The following is an 18,510-nucleotide window of genomic DNA, read 5'->3' as shown; positions in this document are numbered from 1 at the left end:
AGTTGAAAAACAGTTGGAAATTATATATAATTTAGCAAGAAAGGAGCTTTTTTAGTTATCTAGGACAGCCCCTTATTATTTATGATAATATAATATAAAATTTTGTGTGAGTTTATTATAAAAAATATATAAATACTTTTTTATTAAAATCTTTCATAATTGAAATTTTAGTAATTTTCACTTATTATACAAAATTATAATATATATTAGGGTTAAAATATGAAAAAGTTTATTTTTATTATTGCAATATTGATTTTTATAATCATTTCCTGCGGTAATACACAAACAGAAAATATTCAAACTAATCAAACAAATGAAACTATACCAGCAACAAAAATATTATCACAGTCAGATGCTGCATTTTTAGCAAAGGTAAAAAATAAAATAATTATAAGCGGCAGAGCTAAATACACTTTTAAAGATAATGGTGATATAGAGTATGTATTTGATGCTGGAAATTATAGAGAAAATAAAAATTATATATTTGAATCTTCTTTAGATGGTACTAATGCCTATTATTATGAACTTTATAATATACAAGATAGATACGAAAAAGGACCAAGCAATATTGCTACAAACTACAAAGGTTTTTCTGTAAAAAATGGAATTCTTTATGAGGATAATTATGTGGGATATGAATGGGACCCTGTTGAAACTATAATAACTAAATGGGAAAGAGAAAATTATTATTCTAATTACTATTACAGAGAAGTAAAAGAAAATCCTAACTTTGATAATTTTCCTTATGAGAATAAAGCAGATGTAACTTTTAATGAATATAATGAAAGACAGGAAGGTATATTAATAGAAGAATCAGATTATAAGCCAGAAGAAGTAGGGGATATTAATAATTATAATTTTGACGCTATATATTCAAACAATAATGCTTCTATTGAGCTTAAGAAAAATGATGATGAGAGTTTTTATTTATATGCTATTAGCATAATTACAAATGAAAATGGTGAGATAGTAACCAATATTCAAAGCACAGATGTTAGTAAAATGATATTAGAAGAAAATCAGTATGTTGAGCCTTATTGCAGTATAGGTTCTTATACTTTAGATTATGAAGAAGTTGCGGGTGGCGATGGAGGATATATTATATCAATTCAGCCTATAAATGCTGATACTATTATGGTAACAGAGCCTAATGGAAGCTATGGATTTACTGGTATATATAAAAAAGTGCCTGAACAAATTGACTTTAATGATAAAAGCACTAAAGAGAAAGCATATTATAATGCATGTAAATGGTATGCTCAAAATTATGATGAAATAAATGAAGCTTTCCAAAAGATAGCGGAGTTTAATTTTGAAAATGGAGGATATTATGAAGTTAATATGGGCAATGCTTATGATTATATATCTAAGTTTAAAGAATCAGGATATTTTTCTGATAATTATATAAAAAGTTTAGAGAATAGTTTTGAAGAGATAAAAAAGAATTTGGAAGAAAATAAACAAAATGACGGAGCTTTAGAAGGTATGGATGCTGACTGGTTTTTGGCAACTCAGGAGATTGATTCTTATCTTGATATCATAAATAATCAAATGAAGCTTAGGGATATAACAATTTATTCTGATGATGATAATGTTTTATGCATTAGTAATGAGGATATGGGAAAGTTTGTAATTTTGCAAGTAAAACAATATGGCGATGAATGGTTAATTGAAAAATAACTGGAATTATTAAGATATATAAATTTTATTAATATTAAATTTAATATAAAAAAATTATTGACAATAATATTATATTTTTATATTATTTATAAACTAATTAGGAGTTTTTATATGGATAAATCAAGAGTTAGCAGAAAATCAGTGGTGTTAAAATTTGTTATACCTTATTTTATATTTTTTGTGTTAATTTGTATTCCTATATATTTAGTTTATTATAATAGTTATAAACAAAATTTTATATATGATGTTTCATATATGATGGAAGATGTTTCAGCAAATATTTTAGAATGGATATCTGAATATAGCGTAAAAGTGGATGCAGCAGAAAATTTTATAAAATCAGATTTGCCTGAATATTATATTAATTTATCTGTTTCTAATGTAAAAGCATCAGATAAAGAAATATTTGATATATATTTTGGAAATACAGTACCTTATTCTCAGGGCGGACAATTTATAACAGCTCTTGGAGATATACCGGGCGATTATGACCAAACAAGCAGAGAGTGGTATATAGGAGCTGTTAATACTAATAATATTTTTGTAACGGAACCATATACTGATATATCTGTTGATTCTGTAATAATAACATTATCAAAGAAGGTGTCAGATTCTGCGGGTAATTTAAAAGGGGTTGTGGCATTAGATGTTTATTTTGCAAAAATACAAGAAATAATTAATAAAATAAAAAATGATAAAGGATATGAGTTTTTTGTAGTTTTGGAAGATGGAAGATATTTTAATCATGATAATAAAGATTATTTGCTTAATTCTAAATATTTAGCTTTTAATATACCTGAATTTGCCAATGTGAAAAGCAGCATAAAAAATGGCAGTGCAGTATCAGTTTTGAGAAATGAATGGTATGGTATAAAAGAAATAAAGGGGCTTCCTTGGTATATAATAGCTAAAGGTAATAATAATGATTTAAAATCAAGTGTAGGTAAATTAACATTTTATTTATTGATGATTATTATGCTTTCTATAATATTAGAGATTGTTTTAGTTACAGTTATTACTATACCTATTACTAATACTTTAAATGAAGCAGTTAAGCATATAAATAAAATGGCATTAGGTAATTTTGATATTGATAATAATACTATTAAAGCTAAGCATAATATAGCTGATGTATTATCATCTTCTATATATGAAATGCAAAAGAATATTAGTTCGGTGATTTATAATTTAAAATTGGATATAGATTCTATTAATAGTGAAATGGATAAAATATCTTCAGGTAATAGCGATTTGTCTGTAAAAACGCTTTCTCAGTCATCTTCAATTAATGAATTGGCTAGTGCTATAGAATCATTATCTTCTTCAATTACAGAAACTTATGTTAATACTAATAAGGCAAAAGAAACAAGTGAGAAGGCATTAGAATATACGAGCAGAGGAGTTGATATAGTATCAAAAACATTGTCAAATATGACTGAAATATCTGAGGCAAGTAAAAGTATATCAGAAATTATTAAAATGATACAGTCTATAGCTTTTCAAACTAACATATTAGCTCTTAATGCCGCTGTTGAGGCAGCGAGAGCAGGCGAGCAAGGTAAAGGTTTTGCAGTTGTAGCAAGTGAAGTTAGGAATTTAGCACAAACTTCTGCTAAATCTGCTGATGATATTACAGCTATAGTAGAAAGTACGATTCAAAAAATAGATTCAGGTTATGAAACCGTATCAGAGTCATCTTCTATATTAGAAGAAATTAATAATTTTGTTACAGAAGTATCAAATTCATTAGTTAATATATCAAATGCTGCAGAGGAAGAGAAAGATAATATTGAACAAATTAATATAAGCGTTTCTTCTATTAATGATATTACGCAAAGAAATAGCTCTCTTGCAAATGACAGTGCTGTTTCAAGCAAAGAAATATTAAATAAAACAGAACATATAGCTGAAAATATTTCTTATTTTAAGTTTAAAAAGATGTAATTAATTATTAGCAGATATCTGTTTCTTTTTCGAGCAAAAGAAGTATATTTAAAATAATAAGGCTGCGTAAAGTTTAAATAAAAAATATATGCTAAGTTTATAACATATTTATAAAATAATTATTAGAACTATTATCACAATAAAAAACCCGCAGGAACCATAGTTCCTACGGGTTTACTATTTCAATTATAGAAAATTAAATAATATTATTTATCTTGTAATACAGCAATTCCCGGTAATTCAATACCTTCAAGGAACTCTAAAGAAGCACCGCCTCCTGTAGATACGTGAGTCATCTTGTCAGCAACACCAGATTTATTAACAGCAGATACACTGTCGCCTCCTCCGATAATGCTTACAGCTCCAGAATTAGCAATAAACTTAGCTACCTCAAAAGTACCCTTAGCAAAATTAGCCATTTCAAATACACCTAATGGTCCATTCCAAACAACAGTTTTAGCATTTTTAAGTATGCCTTCAATTTCTGTTAAAGTTTTAGGTCCAACGTCCATACCCATCCAACCAGCAGGTATAGCAGTAGAATCTACAACTTTTATAGCAGCATCATTATCGAATTTATCAGCAATAACGTTATCAACAGGTAAATATAAAGTTTTGTTTAATTCTTTAGCTTTATCCATAATCTCTTTAGCAGTAGAAATATAATCATCTTCACATAAAGAAGCACCTATTTCTAATCCTTTAGCCTTAAAGAAAGTATAAGCCATACCGCCTACAACAATTAAAGTGTCTACTTTGTTAAGTAAGTTTTTAAGTACAGAGATTTTAGAAGAAACTTTAGCTCCTCCAATTATAGCAACAAAAGGACGAGCAGGGTTAGCAACAGCATCACCCAAATACTGTATCTCTTTCTCCATTAAGAAACCAGCAACAGCAGGCATTCCAGCTTTAGCAGATACTATACCAGCAGTAGAAGCATGTGCTCTGTGTGCAGTACCAAATGCATCATTAACATAAACATCAGCCAACTCAGCTAATTGTTTTGAGAATGCTGCATCATTTTTCTCTTCTTCAGCATGATATCTTAAGTTTTCAAGAAGTAATACATCTCCTGACTTTAATTCAGAAGCAAGTTTTTTTACTTCTTCACCTACACAATCATTAGCAAAAATAACTTTATTGTTAGGAAGTTTAGTTTTTAAATAATCATAAACAGGTTTTAGAGAATATTTAGGATTAGGTTCTCCCTTAGGTCTTCCTAAATGGCTCATAAGTATAAGAGAAGCACCCTGAGAGAGAATATACTCAATAGTAGGTATAGCAGCATCTACTCTTGTAGTGTCTGTGATTTTAGAGCTTGTTTCTTTATCAAGAGGTACATTGAAGTCCACTCTCATTATGACTTTTTTGCCCTTAATGTCTATATCTTTTACTGATTTTTTCATTATTAACTCCTTGTATATTTTTATTTTTCAGCTCATTAAAAATTAAAAGGGTGCTATAATTTAATATTATGCACCCTTATTATAGCCTAATAAATTAATTATTATAACTTATTATTATTTTTTGTTGTACATATATAATAATAAATCAATTACTCTGTTAGAATAACCCCATTCATTATCATACCAAGAAACGATTTTAAAGAATCTTTTCTCGCCTTTTAAATTGTTTTGAACTGTAGCTAAAGAATCGTAAATAGAGCTTCTGTTATCATGTATGAAGTCGCTAGATACTAATTCTTCATTACAATAACCTAAAACACCTTTCATATAAGATTCAGAAGCTTTTTTCATTAAAGCATCGATTTCTTCAATAGAAGTATCTTTTTCACTTCTGAAAGTTAAGTCTACAACAGATACATCTGGAGTAGCAACTCTGAAACTCATACCTGTTAATTTACCTTTAGTAACTGGTAAAACTTCACCAACAGCTTTAGCAGCACCAGTAGTAGATGGTATAGTGTTCACAGCAGCAGCACGTCCGCCTCTCCAGTCTTTTTTAGAAGGACCGTCTACTGTTTTTTGAGTAGCAGTATAAGAGTGAATAGTAGTCATAAGACCAGTTTCTATACCGATACCTTCTTTAAGAAGAACATGTACTAATGGAGCTAAACAGTTAGTAGTACAAGAAGCATTTGATACTACATGATGTTTAGAAGGGTCATATTCTTCATGGTTAACACCATAAACGAAAGTTCTTAAATCACCTTTACCAGGAGCAGATATAATAACTTTTTTAGCACCTGCAGCTATATGACCTTCAGCTTTTTCTTTGTCAGTGAAAAGACCAGTAGATTCGATTACATATTCAACACCTAAATCTTTCCAAGGAAGGTCTTTTAATTCTTTAGTAGCACCGATACATTTAATTTTGTTGCCGTTAACTACTAATACATCTTCACCTTCTGTTGTAATGTCAGCTTTCATTCTGCCATGAACAGAGTCATATTTTAATTGATAAGCAAAATATTTAGCATCAGTACTAACATCAACAACACCTACTACATCTATCTCTTTACCTAATAAACCGCGTTCTACTAATGCCTGAAAAACTAGACGACCGATACGTCCAAAACCATTTATTGCTACTTTTACAGCCATAAAATTACTCCTTAATTAAAATAATATTCTATATACGAACATATAAAATCTATGCTATCATAAATAAAAATTTAAGTCAAGGATAATTTAATATTTTTAATTTTATCTAACATAATTTTATTTGTTTTATTTTCCGACATAGTTAAATTATATTATTTAGTAAAAAAATATAATTGAAATTTATTGTTTTAATTATATATTAAAAATGGTAGGGTTTTTAAGTAATGAATAAATTATTAATTATTTCATTATTGTTTGTTTTTATCATATCTTGTGAAAAAAATATAGTTTATGAAAGTAAACAATATACTGCTAATATGACAAATAATGTATATACCAATGATATAGATGTTAGAAGCAGAAAATTTGATGCTATAGGTTTAATAAAAAAAAGTTCTTTTACAATGTACCCTGATATAAAAATAGAGGATTTGATATCATCTTTTAATACTGTTGAATGGGAAGATTTTATAGCAGAAGATGATTATATGCGTTATGTAGATATCATAGGTACAATAGATACAAATAAATATATTTTTCAATTCAAAATACTTGACCATTATAATTGGGAGTTATACGCTTTTGAAATGAATAATAAAGCATATACTATAGATAAAGCTTCATATAGGCTATATTCTCTCTATACAAACCGCATTGTAGAAACTAATACAGCAACAAATAATAATTTATAAATATTGTGATATAAACTCTTTTATTTTTTCCCAATACAGTTTTTCATTATGTTTTGCAGAACTTATATGCAAAGCCCCCTCTATAATTAATTTATCTTTTTTTGACGAACAAGCATTATATAACCTCTCCATCATATCTAAAGGCACTAAATCATCTTCACTTCCATGAATAAATAGTATAGGTGTTCTTGTCTTTGATACAGATTTTAAAGCATCAGCTTGATAAAAAAAATATCCTATTCTTAGTTTTGTTATTAATGATATTGCAGGTATAAATGGAAAATAGGGCAGATGATAGCTTATTTTTAATCTGTTTCCAAGCTGTTCATTTGCATTAGTATATCCGGAATCTTCTATGGCAAGCTTAACATTTGAAGGAATGTTTTCAGACAAAGCAATCATTATAGATTCTGCCCCCATAGAAATTCCAAATAAAATAATATCAGCATTGCTATTAATTGATAATATATATTTAATCCAAGCGAGAATATCCTCTTTTTCTAAATAACCCATACCATAAAAATTACCCTCACTTAATCCATGAGCTCTTAAATCTATAAGAAGAACATTATGCCCCATATTAAAAAACTTCTCAGCATAATACCTCATATTAGAGCCTTTACTTTCGTAGCCATGAACCACTATTGTGTAAATATTAGAGCTTTTATTTTCTATAAAATGAGCATGTACTTTTAAGTTATCAGAAGTTGTAGTATATATGTCTGCTTGAGATTTTTCAAACCATTCTCTTCTTTTTTCTTTTGCAAGCAGCTCTTCTTCAGTTTCTTCTTTGCTGTTTTTTTTGATTTCAAGTACTCTTTTTTTGCCTTTAATTAAAACTAACTGTACATAATAATTTGATATTATAATAATAGTTAAAAGTAATATTATTATTATAAATATCATGTTAGTTCTTAATTGCCTATAGTAGTACCAAATTTCATTCCCACTTGTGCACCTATATCTAAAGAAGCCAAGTTTCTGCTTTCAACAAGAACTTTTTCTGCCCCTCTTAAATCTATACCGAAATCAGTGCCTATATACGCTCCAACTAATAAAGCAACATTATCTTGAATATTAAAAGAATAATCAAAAGTAAGTTTAATATATGTCATTACAATATTTTTCATTACATCATCAATTTTTCCTACATCATAATAACTAAAAGTTTTAGTGCTTGTATTATCATTAAAAAACTCAGCAGAATGTGTGAGATATAGAGGTACCTTTACACCAATACCAAGCCCAAAAGCAAAATTATTATAATGGAATTTAGGAAGTATACCAATTTGCATGTTTTCAAAAGTATAATATTCTCTCACATTTACATCTTGCTGAGTAGTTTCATCTTTGTATGAGCTTTTTAGCCCAAAAGAATCATGAGAATAACCTATATCTACAAGTAAACTTATTCCTTTCTCTTCATCAGTTACTAAATATCCAGCCTGAAAAGTTATGCCGGCATCAAAGCCAACCGTACCGCTATTTTTTCTATAATTATCTTTATAGCTTTGAGGAGCATCTTTAGAAAAATAAACATTATAAAAACTAAAACTAGCCCCAATAGGTACTGTAGCCCCTAATTGCCAGCCGCTTTCTGCAAATGATAATTTAGCAAATAAAAATAAAAAAGATAAAATAACAATTTTTTTCATAACACTCTCCATAAAATAACTTTATTTTTAAAAAATTTAATTCATATCTATTTTTTTAGCTTCATGCCATAATTTATCCAAATCATAATACTCTCTTCCTTCTTGTGTAAACAAATGTATTACCAAAAATCCGTAATCTGTTAAATACCACAAAGAATCAGAATTGTTATCATTTTCTGCATAAGGAGTAACACCCTCTTCCTTTAATTCTTTATAAACAGCATCAGAGCCAGCCTTCATTTGAGGAGCAGAAGATGCTGTTGCTATAATAAAAAAATCTGAAAGGGTAGTAACACCGTCCAAATCTAATATTACTATATCTTCAAGTTTTTTATCATCTAAAGCTTTTGCTGCTTTTAGAGTTAAACTTTTAGCCATTTCTCTGTCTATCATTTTTTTTGTTTTGTTTGAATCATTGAATTTCATAGTAATCATACCCCAAAATTAATACTGCATTATTTAAAAGCCTTCTATCTGTTTTAGCATATATTCTGCTTATTCTGCATTCATTAGCAACCATAAAAGACTTCTCTATCTCTCCGTTTCTTATAAGAACTATGCTATTATACACTTTAGCCGGGAAATTTCCATACTCTCCAGCCGCAAACCCTCTATAACGCATTCTAATATTTATTCTATCAGCAAGTCCTGAAACATCAGTTCCATTTAAAATTATTAAACTAACATCTTCATTGTTTAATTCGCTTCTCTCTGTTTTTAATCCAACATATAAAGCCAAATCTTCTATCTGTTTTATAAAAGCACTTCCTTCGAGTAGCGGAATAAGTATTCCTTTTTCATCAACTCTCGCATCAATATTTTGTACTATCAAGCTTTTTTCACTGCTGTTTGATATTATTTTCAATATAGCCTTAATATCCGGAGGTCTTAAATTACTTTTTATTTTTGAGTATATAGCATTTCTCATATCCTTTCTAATTATCATAGATTTAAGTTCTGGGCTTTGTATAAAACTAATCATTAAATTAATAATAACATCTTCAAGTCTATATAATGTTTCTATATCCTCATATTGCTTCATACTAATATAATGTAAATATGATACTACTTTATTTCCCTGAAAAATCCATTCTCCAATATCAAAATTAATATTATAAAGGCTGTTTTTTGCTATATAATGTATAGGCTCTTCTACATACATTTTTACTCCGCCGATTAAATCTATTATGTCTGATATGCTGTTATTATCAAGAGTGATTTTGTATGTTATTTTTTTATCAAGAGTGTTTTCTATGGCATTAAATACTGCAGAATCGCCTCCTTCTTTATATAATTCTTTTAGAGGTATAGGATTGTCTTTTTTATTTTTCCAAAGAGCTACATTTCTTGGAAGCCCTATTAATCCGATTCTATTATGTAAACTTGATACTGCTCCTATATATGCTCCATAAGGTTCATTGTTTTCATTGATAAATAATATAGAAAAATATAACTCTTCATCATTTTTTCTTGCAGAATCTATTTGACTGTATAAAAAATAATATAATAAAAAAGATATGATAATAATGATTAGTGCGATTGATGAGATTAATATAATTAGAGCTTTTTTATTGGCATTGCTTATGGTTTTTAATGCTTTGGTATTATTATCGTTGTTTTTAATTTTCATAAAAATATTATAGCTATAAAAAAACCATATCATTTACAGATATGGCAAGTAGATGAACCGGTGACGGGTTTCGAACCCGCGAATGCAGGAATGAAAATCCTGTGTGTTAAACCTCTTCACCACACCGGCATATATAAAGTAATTGTAGGTGTATAAAACCTATATGAGCCAAGAAGGGTTCGAACCTTCGACAACCGCCTTAAAAGGGCGATGCTCTACCGACTGAGCTATTGGCCCGTTTCTTTTCTTTATCAATTTAATGTTTGGCTATATTACTATATTATTTTATTTTTGTCAAGTATTAAAACTAATTTTTTATATATAAATTTAATTATTATTATAAATATATGCTAAAAATATAAAAAAATAATAAAAGTATAGTTTTATTTCAAGTTTTAGTATACAATTTTTTAAAATTATTATATTATTATTGAGGTTTTTTATGGAGTTAAGAAAATTAACAGAAGAAGAAAGAAATGTGATAATATTTAAGGGTACTGAATATCCTTTTACAGGCGAATATAATGATTTTTTTGAGGAAGGAGTTTATTGCTGCAAACAATGCGGGGTTGAATTATACCGCTCTGAAGATAAGTTTAAATCAAAATGCGGATGGCCTTCATTTGATGATGAAATAAAAGGAGCTGTTAGAAGGTCATTAGATGAAGACGGCTATAGAATAGAAATTACATGTAATAATTGCGGAGCTCATTTAGGGCATGTGTTTCAGGGCGAACATTTAACAGATAAAAATACAAGGCATTGTGTAAACTCTATTTCATTAATATTTAAGCCTAAAGAAAATAATAAAAAAGAATAAATATTAAATTAATAAGGATTATAATACTTTAATATGAATACAGCTATATTAATATCATCTTTAATAATTATAATTTGTATAGTAGCTAGTAAAATATCTATGAAAGTAGGGGTGCCTTCGCTTTTGCTTTTTTTGGTTTTGGGAATGTTATTTGGCTCTGACGGAATTTTAAAAATAGAGTTTGACAATTATGTTGTAGCAGAGCAGATATGTACTATAACCTTAATATTTATAATGTTTTACGGAGGTTTTGGTACTAATTGGAAAGTTGCTAAACCAGTGGCAAAAAAGGCTTTTTTACTATCATTTGTTGGTACTTTTATCACTTCTATGGTTACGGGTGTATTATGTTATTTTGTATTAAAGTTTGAATTATTTGAGAGTTTTTTAATAGCTTCGGTTATTGGGTCTACCGATGCTGCTTCTGTGTTTTCTATACTTCGTTCAAAGAATTTAAACCTAAAAGACGGGCTTGCTTCTCTTTTGGAGCTTGAAAGCGGAAGTAACGACCCTATGTCATATATGCTTACGGTTATATTTTTGGGGCTTATTGGAAAGACATTAAACAGTCCTCTTTCAATAGTTTATATGGTGTTTGCTCAGATAGTGTTTGCTGTGATAGTGGCGGCTTTAATATCTTTTATGGCTTATAATGTTTTAAGAAAATTTAAGTTTCCAGTAAGCGGGCTTGATACTATATTTGTGCTTGCTGTTGCTTTGCTTTCTTATTCTCTGTCTTCTATAGTGGGAGGCAATGGATATTTAGCTGTTTATTTAGTTGGTATAGTTCTTGGAAACACCAATATTAAAAATAAAGTTGCTTTGGTTAATTTCTTTGACGGTGTTACTGGTCTTATGCAGATGGTGTTATTTTTCTTGCTTGGGCTTCTTTCTTTTCCTTCAAGAATATCCAATGTTGCTCCTACTGCGATATTTGTAGCATTATTTATAACATTTGTATCGAGACCTATAGCGGTATTAGCAATATTAACTCCTTTTAAGGTATCATTAAAAAAACAGCTTTTAATTATGTGGGCAGGTCTTAGGGGAGCTGCTTCCATTGTTTTTGCTATATTTGTTATAGTAAATGGTGAGGCTATTAGTTATGATATATTTCATATTGTATTTTTCTTAGCGATTATATCTGTATCTTTTCAGGGTACTTTGCTTCCTATTATTGCAAAAAAATTCGGACTTGTTGATTCTGCAGAAAATGTATTAAAAACTTTCAACGACTATGTTGATGATGATGATATGGAGCTTATACAAGTGAACATTACTAAAAATCATCATTGGGTTGGCAGAGAAATTAAAGACATAGAACTTCCAGAAAACTCAATCATTATAACAATAGAGCGTGGTGATGAAACCATTATTCCAAATGGAAGCACTGTTATAAACAGCGGCGATACAATTATACTTAATGCTAAAAGAACAAAATATTATGACATAACATTAAAAGAGATAAATATTAATATCAATCACCCTTGGAAAAACAAAGAGTTAAAAGATTTGAAATTGCCAAAGGATAATTTGATAGTGATGATAAAAAGAGATGGCGGTACTATTATACCTCGCGGAAATACTGTGATAAAGTATAGAGATGTTTTACTCATGAGGAATAATGATTGAGGAATATATTTTAATCTATATTTATAAATATTAAAGAAAATATTAACTATGCTGAAGATATATCAATAATGATGACAGAAGCATTTAATAGTTTTTATAGTACAGATGATATAATAAAATTGGTTAATAAATCTTTTATTTCTTTGGGCTACATAGAAAATAAAATATTGATAGGATATGCAGGACTTTTAGAGATGTACTCTAATATAACATGTGAACTTCATCCTCTAATAATAAAATCAGAGTATAGAAATATGATGGTAGGCTCTAAGTTATTAAAAGAGCTTGAAAGAGAGGCTAAATTAAAAAATGTATTAAATATTATGCTTGGTTCAGATGATGAAGATTATAAAACCAATTTGCATCAATTTAATTTTAATAATACAGATATGTCATATATACTTAATAATATAAAAAATATTAATAATCATCCTTATGAATTTTATCAGAAAAACGGATATAAAATAGTTGGGATATTTCCTAATGCTAATGGTATAGGAAAACCTGATATTTGGTTATGGAAACAACTGATAGATATTTAAAAGAAGTTCTATTTAATGATATTCCTAGAGATAAAATAAATAAAGATTTAGAAACTCATTCTATTACAAATAATAATTAAATTGACAAAACTTCTAAATTTAGTATTATAAAAATATAAAATTTAGAGGATAATAATATTGAAAATAAAAGATATTGGTTTTGATGAATATTTTGAGAAATTGGCATTAGAAAGTTTGAAAATTAATTCTTTAAAAGAAATCAATAATGAAGAACTTGTGCCTGCAAGGGTGATAAGAATTAATAAAAGATACTACACACTTTTTTCTGATGAGGGTGAGTTTTTAGCAAGAATAAAAGGAAAGATTAGATATAACTCTGAAGTGCAAAGCGAGCTTCCTGTTGTTGGTGATTGGGTGCTAATGAAAAAGTCGGATAATAATGCTTTTATTGATACTATACTCACTAGAAAAAATATTTTATATAGAAAAGCTAATGTTAAAAAAAACGATATTCAGGCTATAGTAAGCAATATTGATTATGCTTTTATAATAGTTGGTATTGATAATGAAATGCCGATGTCAGCTATAGCAAGATATTTGTCAGTTGTTCATACTTCTGGAATTAAACCAATAATTGCAATAAGTAAAATAGATTTATATGAAGATGCTGAATATAAAGAATTATTAGAAACTATAAAAGAAACTTATCCTAATGAAACAGCATTTGCCTACAGTTCAAAAACAGGAAAGAATGCTGATACATTTTTGAAATATATTAAAAAAGATACTTCATCAGTTTTTATAGGGGCTTCTGGTGCTGGAAAATCTACTATTATTAATTATCTTTTGAAAGATGAGAAAATGAAAACACAAGAGGTGAGAGAGTATGATTTTAAAGGAATGCATACCACAACACACAGAGAGCTTTTAGTATTAGACAGCGGAGGTGTTGTAATAGATACTCCGGGTTTAAGAAATCTTGGGCTTTGGGAAGATGATAAAGGCATAAAGAAAACTTTTGAAGATTTGGAAGAGTATGCTAAAAAATGTAAGTTTAAGGATTGCACTCATCAGCATGAACCAGATTGTTATATATTAGAACTTCTTGAAAATGATGAAATACCTTATGAGAGATATGATGCTTATATAACACTTCTTAATGAAAACAGACAATTGCAAAAAAGTTCTATAGAGATAAAAAAAGATAGAAAGATGGCATTAAAGAAAATCACAAAGCATAGAAATAATTATAAGAAAATGAATGTTAATAATAAAAAATAGTTTAATATGATAAATTAGTAGCTGATAATAAGCGATTTTATCACGAGCAATAATAAAAAATGACTCTTAAAAAATCACAAACATAGAAGATAAATATAAAAAACTCTATTAAGTTATACAACTTAGAAGAGATATCAGAACATAATAGAAATATTAAAAGTATCAGATGCTAAATAATTTTTTATAGCAAAATATTAAAAAAAATATATTAAATTTTATTGAAATTATTAATATTTATATTGATAATAAATTTAATTATAATATAATTCTTCTTAAAATTAAATTGAGAGGAATAAAATGAAAAAAATATTATCAATAGTTCTTGCTGTTGTAGGAGCAATATTCGCAGTATCTTGCGGGCAATCTTCAAATACAACAACTGACAAAGTAAATGCTGCTATGATTACAGTTGATGATTTATTAGGTAAAGAGTTTGCTCTTACTAATATGTATGAGGGTAAAGAAGTTACTATTGCTTTTTCTGCTACTAATGAGTTAAGCGGTAAAGCTGTTATTAACTATTATTTTGGCGGTTTTACTTTAGAAGGCGATAAAATTAAATTAAGCGATGATATGGGTTCTACTAAAATGGCTGGTCCTGAAGAAGATATGAATGCAGAAATGGAATATTTACAAATATTAAATGGTGCTGATACTATTGCTTTAGATGGCGATGTATTAACTATTACTACTACTTCTGGTACTAACTTAATTTATACTTTTACTAAAAATGTAGAAATAGTAACTAATAATCAGTAAGAAATATTTTATTATTATATAAGGAGTGTCAGATATTTTCTGACACTCTTTTTTTATTTAAAAAATAAATGTGCATTAAGAAATAATATAAATTATGATATTGCAAAAAATTATGTTTTTATTATACTTTAGATTATAAATAATATGTTAATTAATAAAAAATATAAAAGGATTAAATGTGGTTGGTTTAATATTTGTTTCAGATAGTCATGAGTTTGTAATAGCATTACAAAAATATATTAATAAAGTTGGCAATGTATCTGCTGCCTGTTCTGGAGGAGTAGGGGAAAATAACAGTTTTTTAGGTACTAATCATAATGATATTTATAAAGTTATCAATGATAATTACACTGAAGATGGCATAATTATATTTTTTGACAGCAAAGAGGCTTTAGTTAATTGCGAAATGGCTGTTGCTATGTTAGATAAAGAAAAGCAAAAAAATGTGAGGATATCATTTGCTCCTATTGTAGAGGGGGGAATGATTGCTGCTTCTGAGGCTTCATTAAATAAAAAAATAGATGAGATAGAAGATAAATTAAATAATCTTACTAAAAAATGTGATAATGTTCAAGAAAACTTAAGGGATTATATAAAAAAAGAATATGTTGTTAAATTAAAAAATGGTTTTCATGTTAGACCTATATTCATGTTTATGAATACTATATCTAAAAATAATTGCTCTGTATATATTACTAACAAAACTAAAAATAAAAATATTGTTTGTGCTGACAGTATGAGTAAAATATCTTTATTAAATATACAAAATGATGATGTTGTGGAAGTGTATATAAAAGGAGATAATCATCAGATTTTAACAGACTTCTTTCAAGATTTATTTGACGGAAAGTTTGAGTTTAGTGATAATGAAGCAAAAAAAGTTTATACTGTTAATTCTGATTTTGAAATTGTATGTGATGGCAAGATTAGCGGGTTGGCTAAGTATGTTGATTTGGATATAAAAATAGGTTATGAAGAGCAGAGAGATATTGATATAAAAACTGAGAAAGAAAAATTTGTATATGCAATAGAAACTGTGAGAAAAGAAATATTAAAGCAAAAAAAGAAGATAGAAGAAAAAAATATTTCTAATGATGCTGTTCTTATATTTGATTCTCATTTATCTATGCTTCTTGATGAGGCGGTTATTAACGATGTAGATAGTTTGCTTGAAACTTCTAAACATACTGCTTTATATTTATATACTAATATTATGCAAAATATGTATGATTGTTTTAATGAGTTTGATGATTTTTATATGGTAGAGAGAAAATATGATATTCAGGATATTTTGAATCAGGTATTAGCTGTAATGTTGGATAAAAAAATAGAATTGCCTGAGAAAGGAGATATTATTTTAATATCAGATAATATTTATGTGTCAAATATTGCTAATTTTTCTAATAATATTAAAGGGGTTATATCTTTGAATGGAAGCTCTATTTCTCATTCAGCTATATTACTTAAGGCTTTAAATATACCATATATAGTTTATAAAGATGCTAAAAAGTTTGACGGAAAAAATATTGTAATAGATACTAATAATAAAGATATAATTTATTTGAATAATTAATAAGTTTATTATATACTTTTACTAAATTAAAATATTTTATGTTTTTATAGTAGTTCTTAAGTTGTGATTTGAAAGCCTAGGATTTTGTATTATGGAACACAGCACTATAATAATTATTGTAATAGTTTCTCTAGTTATACTTACCCCTATATTAAAACGAGCTTTAAAAAATATTAGATTGGATTCTAATAATGATAGCATACATATAGCTTGTTTATATGGTGATTTAAAAAAAGTTAAAGCTATGCTTAATTCTGGAATTAATATAAATGCTAGGGATTTTAGCAATAAGACTCCTCTTATGTATGCTGCTGAGGACGGTGCTATAGAGACTGTGAATTTTCTTATAGACAATGGTGCTAATTTAGATGATGTTGATGTGAAAAATGAATCTGCTTTAATAATAGCTTTAAAAAATTATAATGTTCATGTGGCAAAAATATTAATAGAGAAAGGAGCTAATTTAGGCATTAAAAATGAAGAAGACAAAGATGCATTGCAATTAGCTAATGAAATTGATTCTAAAGAGATTATAGAACTTATTAAAAACAAGCTAAATAATTAATTATTTTTATTGCTTCTTGCTATATTTGTTGAGCCGCATATAGGGCAGTTTGATACAGAATCATCTATTATATCATCTATATTAGTTAAATCATCGTCTTCTACTATATTGATTTCTTTGTCATCTACAGCCCAAAAATTAGAACAATCTTTACAGTAGAAATGTATTAAATATTCTCTATATGTTGGATAATTACCTTCTATTTTTCTATATCCGTCTATTATATTATGTCCCATAAAATCTCCTAAAATAGTTTAGTTCAAAGTCTAATATTTTTTATTAAAAAAGTCAATTAGATTGCTATATTAATTATAACAGTTCATTTATTAAAATAGTAAATATTTTTTATATTTGTTTTTTATTTATACTTGCTATAGAAAATAATTGTATTTTATAGTATAATTGCATAAAAGTTATATAGAATGGCGGTTTTGCATTTATGAAAAGAATATTGTTGATTATTTTTGTTGTATTATCTGTTGTAGTATTATTTTCTTGTAAGAAGGAATCTGAAGTTGCTGTTAATAATAAAGTTTATGTTAGCGACCCTAATAATATATATCATAAAGAGTATACTAATGTTGTGAAAGTAAATGGTAAGTTTGTTGATATTAAGAGTTCTTATGCATTTTCTTATGAAGATAGAGAAGAAGGGGAATATAGTGAGGAGTATGATATATTTGATGCTATAAGGAATCATAGCCTGAAAAGGGTGGCAGAATTGGTAGAGATGGATAGTCAATTAATTGATTATACTATAAGCACAGATGAAAGTGAATACAGTGAGTTTATGGATGACAGTTATAGTATAGATGGAGCTACGCCTTTGATATTTGCTATATTTTATAGGGATTTAGGAATAATGAAATATTTGCTTGATAATAATGCTGATCCTTATATGAAAGATGAAGATGGGTGGAATGCTTTTTTGTGGGCTTGTGGTACTGGAAGTGTTGATGAAGTAAAAATGTTGGTTCAGGAACATCCTGATTTAGTTGATTCTAAGAATATTTATGATGCTAATGGGCTTCATATTGCTTCTTTAAATGATAATATAGAAGTTATCAAATATTTGGTTAATGATTTGGATTTTGATATTAACAGCACTGATGAAGATGGAGATGGTGTTTTATATTATGCTAATGATAGCGAGACAATAGAGCTTTTAGAGAGTTTAGGTGCTGAAAATTAATTTTTTATAAAAAGGAGTTT

General features: G+C 27.7%; 18 protein-coding genes and 2 tRNA genes. 11 read left to right on the top strand and 9 right to left on the bottom strand.

The features are described from left to right. Positions 1–219 precede the first annotated feature (219 nt). Positions 220–1,680, top strand: coding sequence for a hypothetical protein (locus Q0H31_RS07310; protein ID WP_295296829.1), 1,461 nt, complete (start codon positions 220–222; stop codon positions 1,678–1,680). Positions 1,681–1,791: 111 nt separating this feature from the next. Continuing rightward, complete coding sequence (locus Q0H31_RS07305; protein WP_295296827.1) at positions 1,792–3,624, top strand: methyl-accepting chemotaxis protein; 1,833 nt, start codon at positions 1,792–1,794, stop codon at positions 3,622–3,624. 206 nt (positions 3,625–3,830) lie between these two features. Here Q0H31_RS07305 and pgk read toward each other — a convergent pair whose 3' ends face one another. Together pgk and gap are read right to left on the bottom strand one after the other, a co-directional pair. Further along, positions 3,831–5,030, bottom strand: coding sequence for a phosphoglycerate kinase (gene pgk / locus Q0H31_RS07300; RefSeq protein WP_295296826.1), 1,200 nt, complete (start codon positions 5,028–5,030; stop codon positions 3,831–3,833). A 114-nt stretch (positions 5,031–5,144) separates the two neighbouring features. After that, positions 5,145–6,188 (bottom strand): type I glyceraldehyde-3-phosphate dehydrogenase, encoded by a 1,044-nt coding sequence (gene gap, locus Q0H31_RS07295; RefSeq protein WP_219708259.1) that lies wholly within the window; start codon positions 6,186–6,188, stop codon positions 5,145–5,147. Positions 6,189–6,412: 224 nt separating this feature from the next. Between gap and Q0H31_RS07290 the strand changes: the two genes are divergently transcribed. Next, positions 6,413–6,880, top strand: a complete 468-nt coding sequence (locus Q0H31_RS07290) for a hypothetical protein (protein ID WP_295296822.1) — start codon at positions 6,413–6,415, stop codon at positions 6,878–6,880. Here Q0H31_RS07290 and Q0H31_RS07285 read toward each other — a convergent pair. The 6 genes from Q0H31_RS07285 to Q0H31_RS07260 all read right to left on the bottom strand — a co-directional run bounded on the left by Q0H31_RS07285 (position 6,875) and on the right by Q0H31_RS07260 (position 10,402). After that, positions 6,875–7,786 (bottom strand): alpha/beta hydrolase, encoded by a 912-nt coding sequence (locus tag Q0H31_RS07285; RefSeq protein WP_295296820.1) that lies wholly within the window; start codon positions 7,784–7,786, stop codon positions 6,875–6,877. The genes Q0H31_RS07290 and Q0H31_RS07285 overlap by 6 nt on opposite strands. Before the next feature lie 8 nt (positions 7,787–7,794). Then, positions 7,795–8,535: a hypothetical protein gene (locus Q0H31_RS07280; RefSeq protein ID WP_295296819.1), complete on the bottom strand. Its 741-nt coding sequence runs from the start codon at positions 8,533–8,535 to the stop codon at positions 7,795–7,797. A gap of 36 nt (positions 8,536–8,571) precedes the next feature. Then, positions 8,572–8,961, bottom strand: coding sequence for a ribosome silencing factor (gene rsfS / locus Q0H31_RS07275; RefSeq protein ID WP_295296816.1), 390 nt, complete (start codon positions 8,959–8,961; stop codon positions 8,572–8,574). Beyond that, positions 8,948–10,165, bottom strand: coding sequence for an LCP family protein (locus Q0H31_RS07270; RefSeq protein ID WP_295296814.1), 1,218 nt, complete (start codon positions 10,163–10,165; stop codon positions 8,948–8,950). The genes rsfS and Q0H31_RS07270 overlap by 14 nt, the downstream gene beginning before the upstream one ends. A 55-nt stretch (positions 10,166–10,220) precedes the next feature. After that, positions 10,221–10,294: transfer RNA gene (locus tag Q0H31_RS07265), tRNA-Glu, on the bottom strand. 35 nt (positions 10,295–10,329) lie between these two features. Next, positions 10,330–10,402 (bottom strand) — tRNA-Lys (locus Q0H31_RS07260). Positions 10,403–10,607: 205 nt separating this feature from the next. Between Q0H31_RS07260 and Q0H31_RS07255 the strand changes: the two genes are divergently transcribed. From Q0H31_RS07255 to Q0H31_RS07225, 7 genes are all read left to right on the top strand, one after another. Continuing rightward, positions 10,608–10,985: a methionine-R-sulfoxide reductase gene (locus tag Q0H31_RS07255; RefSeq protein ID WP_295296813.1), complete on the top strand. Its 378-nt coding sequence runs from the start codon at positions 10,608–10,610 to the stop codon at positions 10,983–10,985. A gap of 33 nt (positions 10,986–11,018) precedes the next feature. Then, positions 11,019–12,617, top strand: coding sequence for a potassium/proton antiporter (locus Q0H31_RS07250; RefSeq protein ID WP_295296811.1), 1,599 nt, complete (start codon positions 11,019–11,021; stop codon positions 12,615–12,617). Between the two features lie 68 nt (positions 12,618–12,685). Next, positions 12,686–13,159, top strand: coding sequence for a GNAT family N-acetyltransferase (locus tag Q0H31_RS07245; RefSeq protein WP_295296810.1), 474 nt, complete (start codon positions 12,686–12,688; stop codon positions 13,157–13,159). Positions 13,160–13,297: 138 nt separating this feature from the next. After that, entirely contained in the window at positions 13,298–14,401 is a 1,104-nt protein-coding gene (gene rsgA, locus Q0H31_RS07240) for a ribosome small subunit-dependent GTPase A (protein ID WP_295296808.1), read from the top strand. Positions 14,402–14,698: 297 nt separating this feature from the next. Beyond that, complete coding sequence (locus Q0H31_RS07235; protein WP_295296806.1) at positions 14,699–15,160, top strand: META domain-containing protein; 462 nt, start codon at positions 14,699–14,701, stop codon at positions 15,158–15,160. Positions 15,161–15,338: 178 nt separating this feature from the next. Further along, entirely contained in the window at positions 15,339–16,733 is a 1,395-nt protein-coding gene (locus Q0H31_RS07230) for a phosphoenolpyruvate-utilizing N-terminal domain-containing protein (protein WP_295296804.1), read from the top strand. A 91-nt stretch (positions 16,734–16,824) separates the two neighbouring features. Beyond that, positions 16,825–17,298 (top strand): ankyrin repeat domain-containing protein, encoded by a 474-nt coding sequence (locus Q0H31_RS07225; protein WP_295296803.1) that lies wholly within the window; start codon positions 16,825–16,827, stop codon positions 17,296–17,298. Here the strand turns inward: Q0H31_RS07225 and Q0H31_RS07220 are convergent. Next, a complete protein-coding gene (locus tag Q0H31_RS07220; protein WP_013243392.1) occupies positions 17,295–17,534 on the bottom strand; it encodes a hypothetical protein in 240 nt (79 codons plus the stop codon). The genes Q0H31_RS07225 and Q0H31_RS07220 overlap by 4 nt on opposite strands. Positions 17,535–17,737: 203 nt before the next feature. Here Q0H31_RS07220 and Q0H31_RS07215 point away from each other — a divergent pair, with 203 nt between their 5' ends. Next, positions 17,738–18,490: an ankyrin repeat domain-containing protein gene (locus tag Q0H31_RS07215; protein WP_295296800.1), complete on the top strand. Its 753-nt coding sequence runs from the start codon at positions 17,738–17,740 to the stop codon at positions 18,488–18,490. Positions 18,491–18,510: the final 20 nt, after the last annotated feature.

This window comes from uncultured Brachyspira sp. (genome assembly GCF_934747485.1).
In the GTDB taxonomy this organism is placed as follows: domain Bacteria; phylum Spirochaetota; class Brachyspiria; order Brachyspirales; family Brachyspiraceae; genus Brachyspira.
The sequence above is the reverse complement of the archived record's forward strand: the minus strand, read 5'-3'. Positions and strand labels throughout refer to the sequence as shown.

Coding starts and splice junctions, on each gene's coding strand:
- Q0H31_RS07310 (WP_295296829.1), top strand. CDS start 220: ATGAAAAAGTTTATTTTTATTATTGCAATATTGATTTTTATAATCATT.
- Q0H31_RS07305 (WP_295296827.1), top strand. CDS start 1,792: ATGGATAAATCAAGAGTTAGCAGAAAATCAGTGGTGTTAAAATTTGTT.
- pgk (WP_295296826.1), bottom strand. CDS start 5,030: ATGAAAAAATCAGTAAAAGATATAGACATTAAGGGCAAAAAAGTCATA.
- gap (WP_219708259.1), bottom strand. CDS start 6,188: ATGGCTGTAAAAGTAGCAATAAATGGTTTTGGACGTATCGGTCGTCTA.
- Q0H31_RS07290 (WP_295296822.1), top strand. CDS start 6,413: ATGAATAAATTATTAATTATTTCATTATTGTTTGTTTTTATCATATCT.
- Q0H31_RS07285 (WP_295296820.1), bottom strand. CDS start 7,786: ATGATATTTATAATAATAATATTACTTTTAACTATTATTATAATATCA.
- Q0H31_RS07280 (WP_295296819.1), bottom strand. CDS start 8,535: ATGAAAAAAATTGTTATTTTATCTTTTTTATTTTTATTTGCTAAATTA.
- rsfS (WP_295296816.1), bottom strand. CDS start 8,961: ATGAAATTCAATGATTCAAACAAAACAAAAAAAATGATAGACAGAGAA.
- Q0H31_RS07270 (WP_295296814.1), bottom strand. CDS start 10,165: ATGAAAATTAAAAACAACGATAATAATACCAAAGCATTAAAAACCATA.
- Q0H31_RS07255 (WP_295296813.1), top strand. CDS start 10,608: ATGGAGTTAAGAAAATTAACAGAAGAAGAAAGAAATGTGATAATATTT.
- Q0H31_RS07250 (WP_295296811.1), top strand. CDS start 11,019: ATGAATACAGCTATATTAATATCATCTTTAATAATTATAATTTGTATA.
- Q0H31_RS07245 (WP_295296810.1), top strand. CDS start 12,686: ATGATGACAGAAGCATTTAATAGTTTTTATAGTACAGATGATATAATA.
- Q0H31_RS07235 (WP_295296806.1), top strand. CDS start 14,699: ATGAAAAAAATATTATCAATAGTTCTTGCTGTTGTAGGAGCAATATTC.
- Q0H31_RS07225 (WP_295296803.1), top strand. CDS start 16,825: ATGGAACACAGCACTATAATAATTATTGTAATAGTTTCTCTAGTTATA.
- Q0H31_RS07220 (WP_013243392.1), bottom strand. CDS start 17,534: ATGGGACATAATATAATAGACGGATATAGAAAAATAGAAGGTAATTAT.
- Q0H31_RS07215 (WP_295296800.1), top strand. CDS start 17,738: ATGAAAAGAATATTGTTGATTATTTTTGTTGTATTATCTGTTGTAGTA.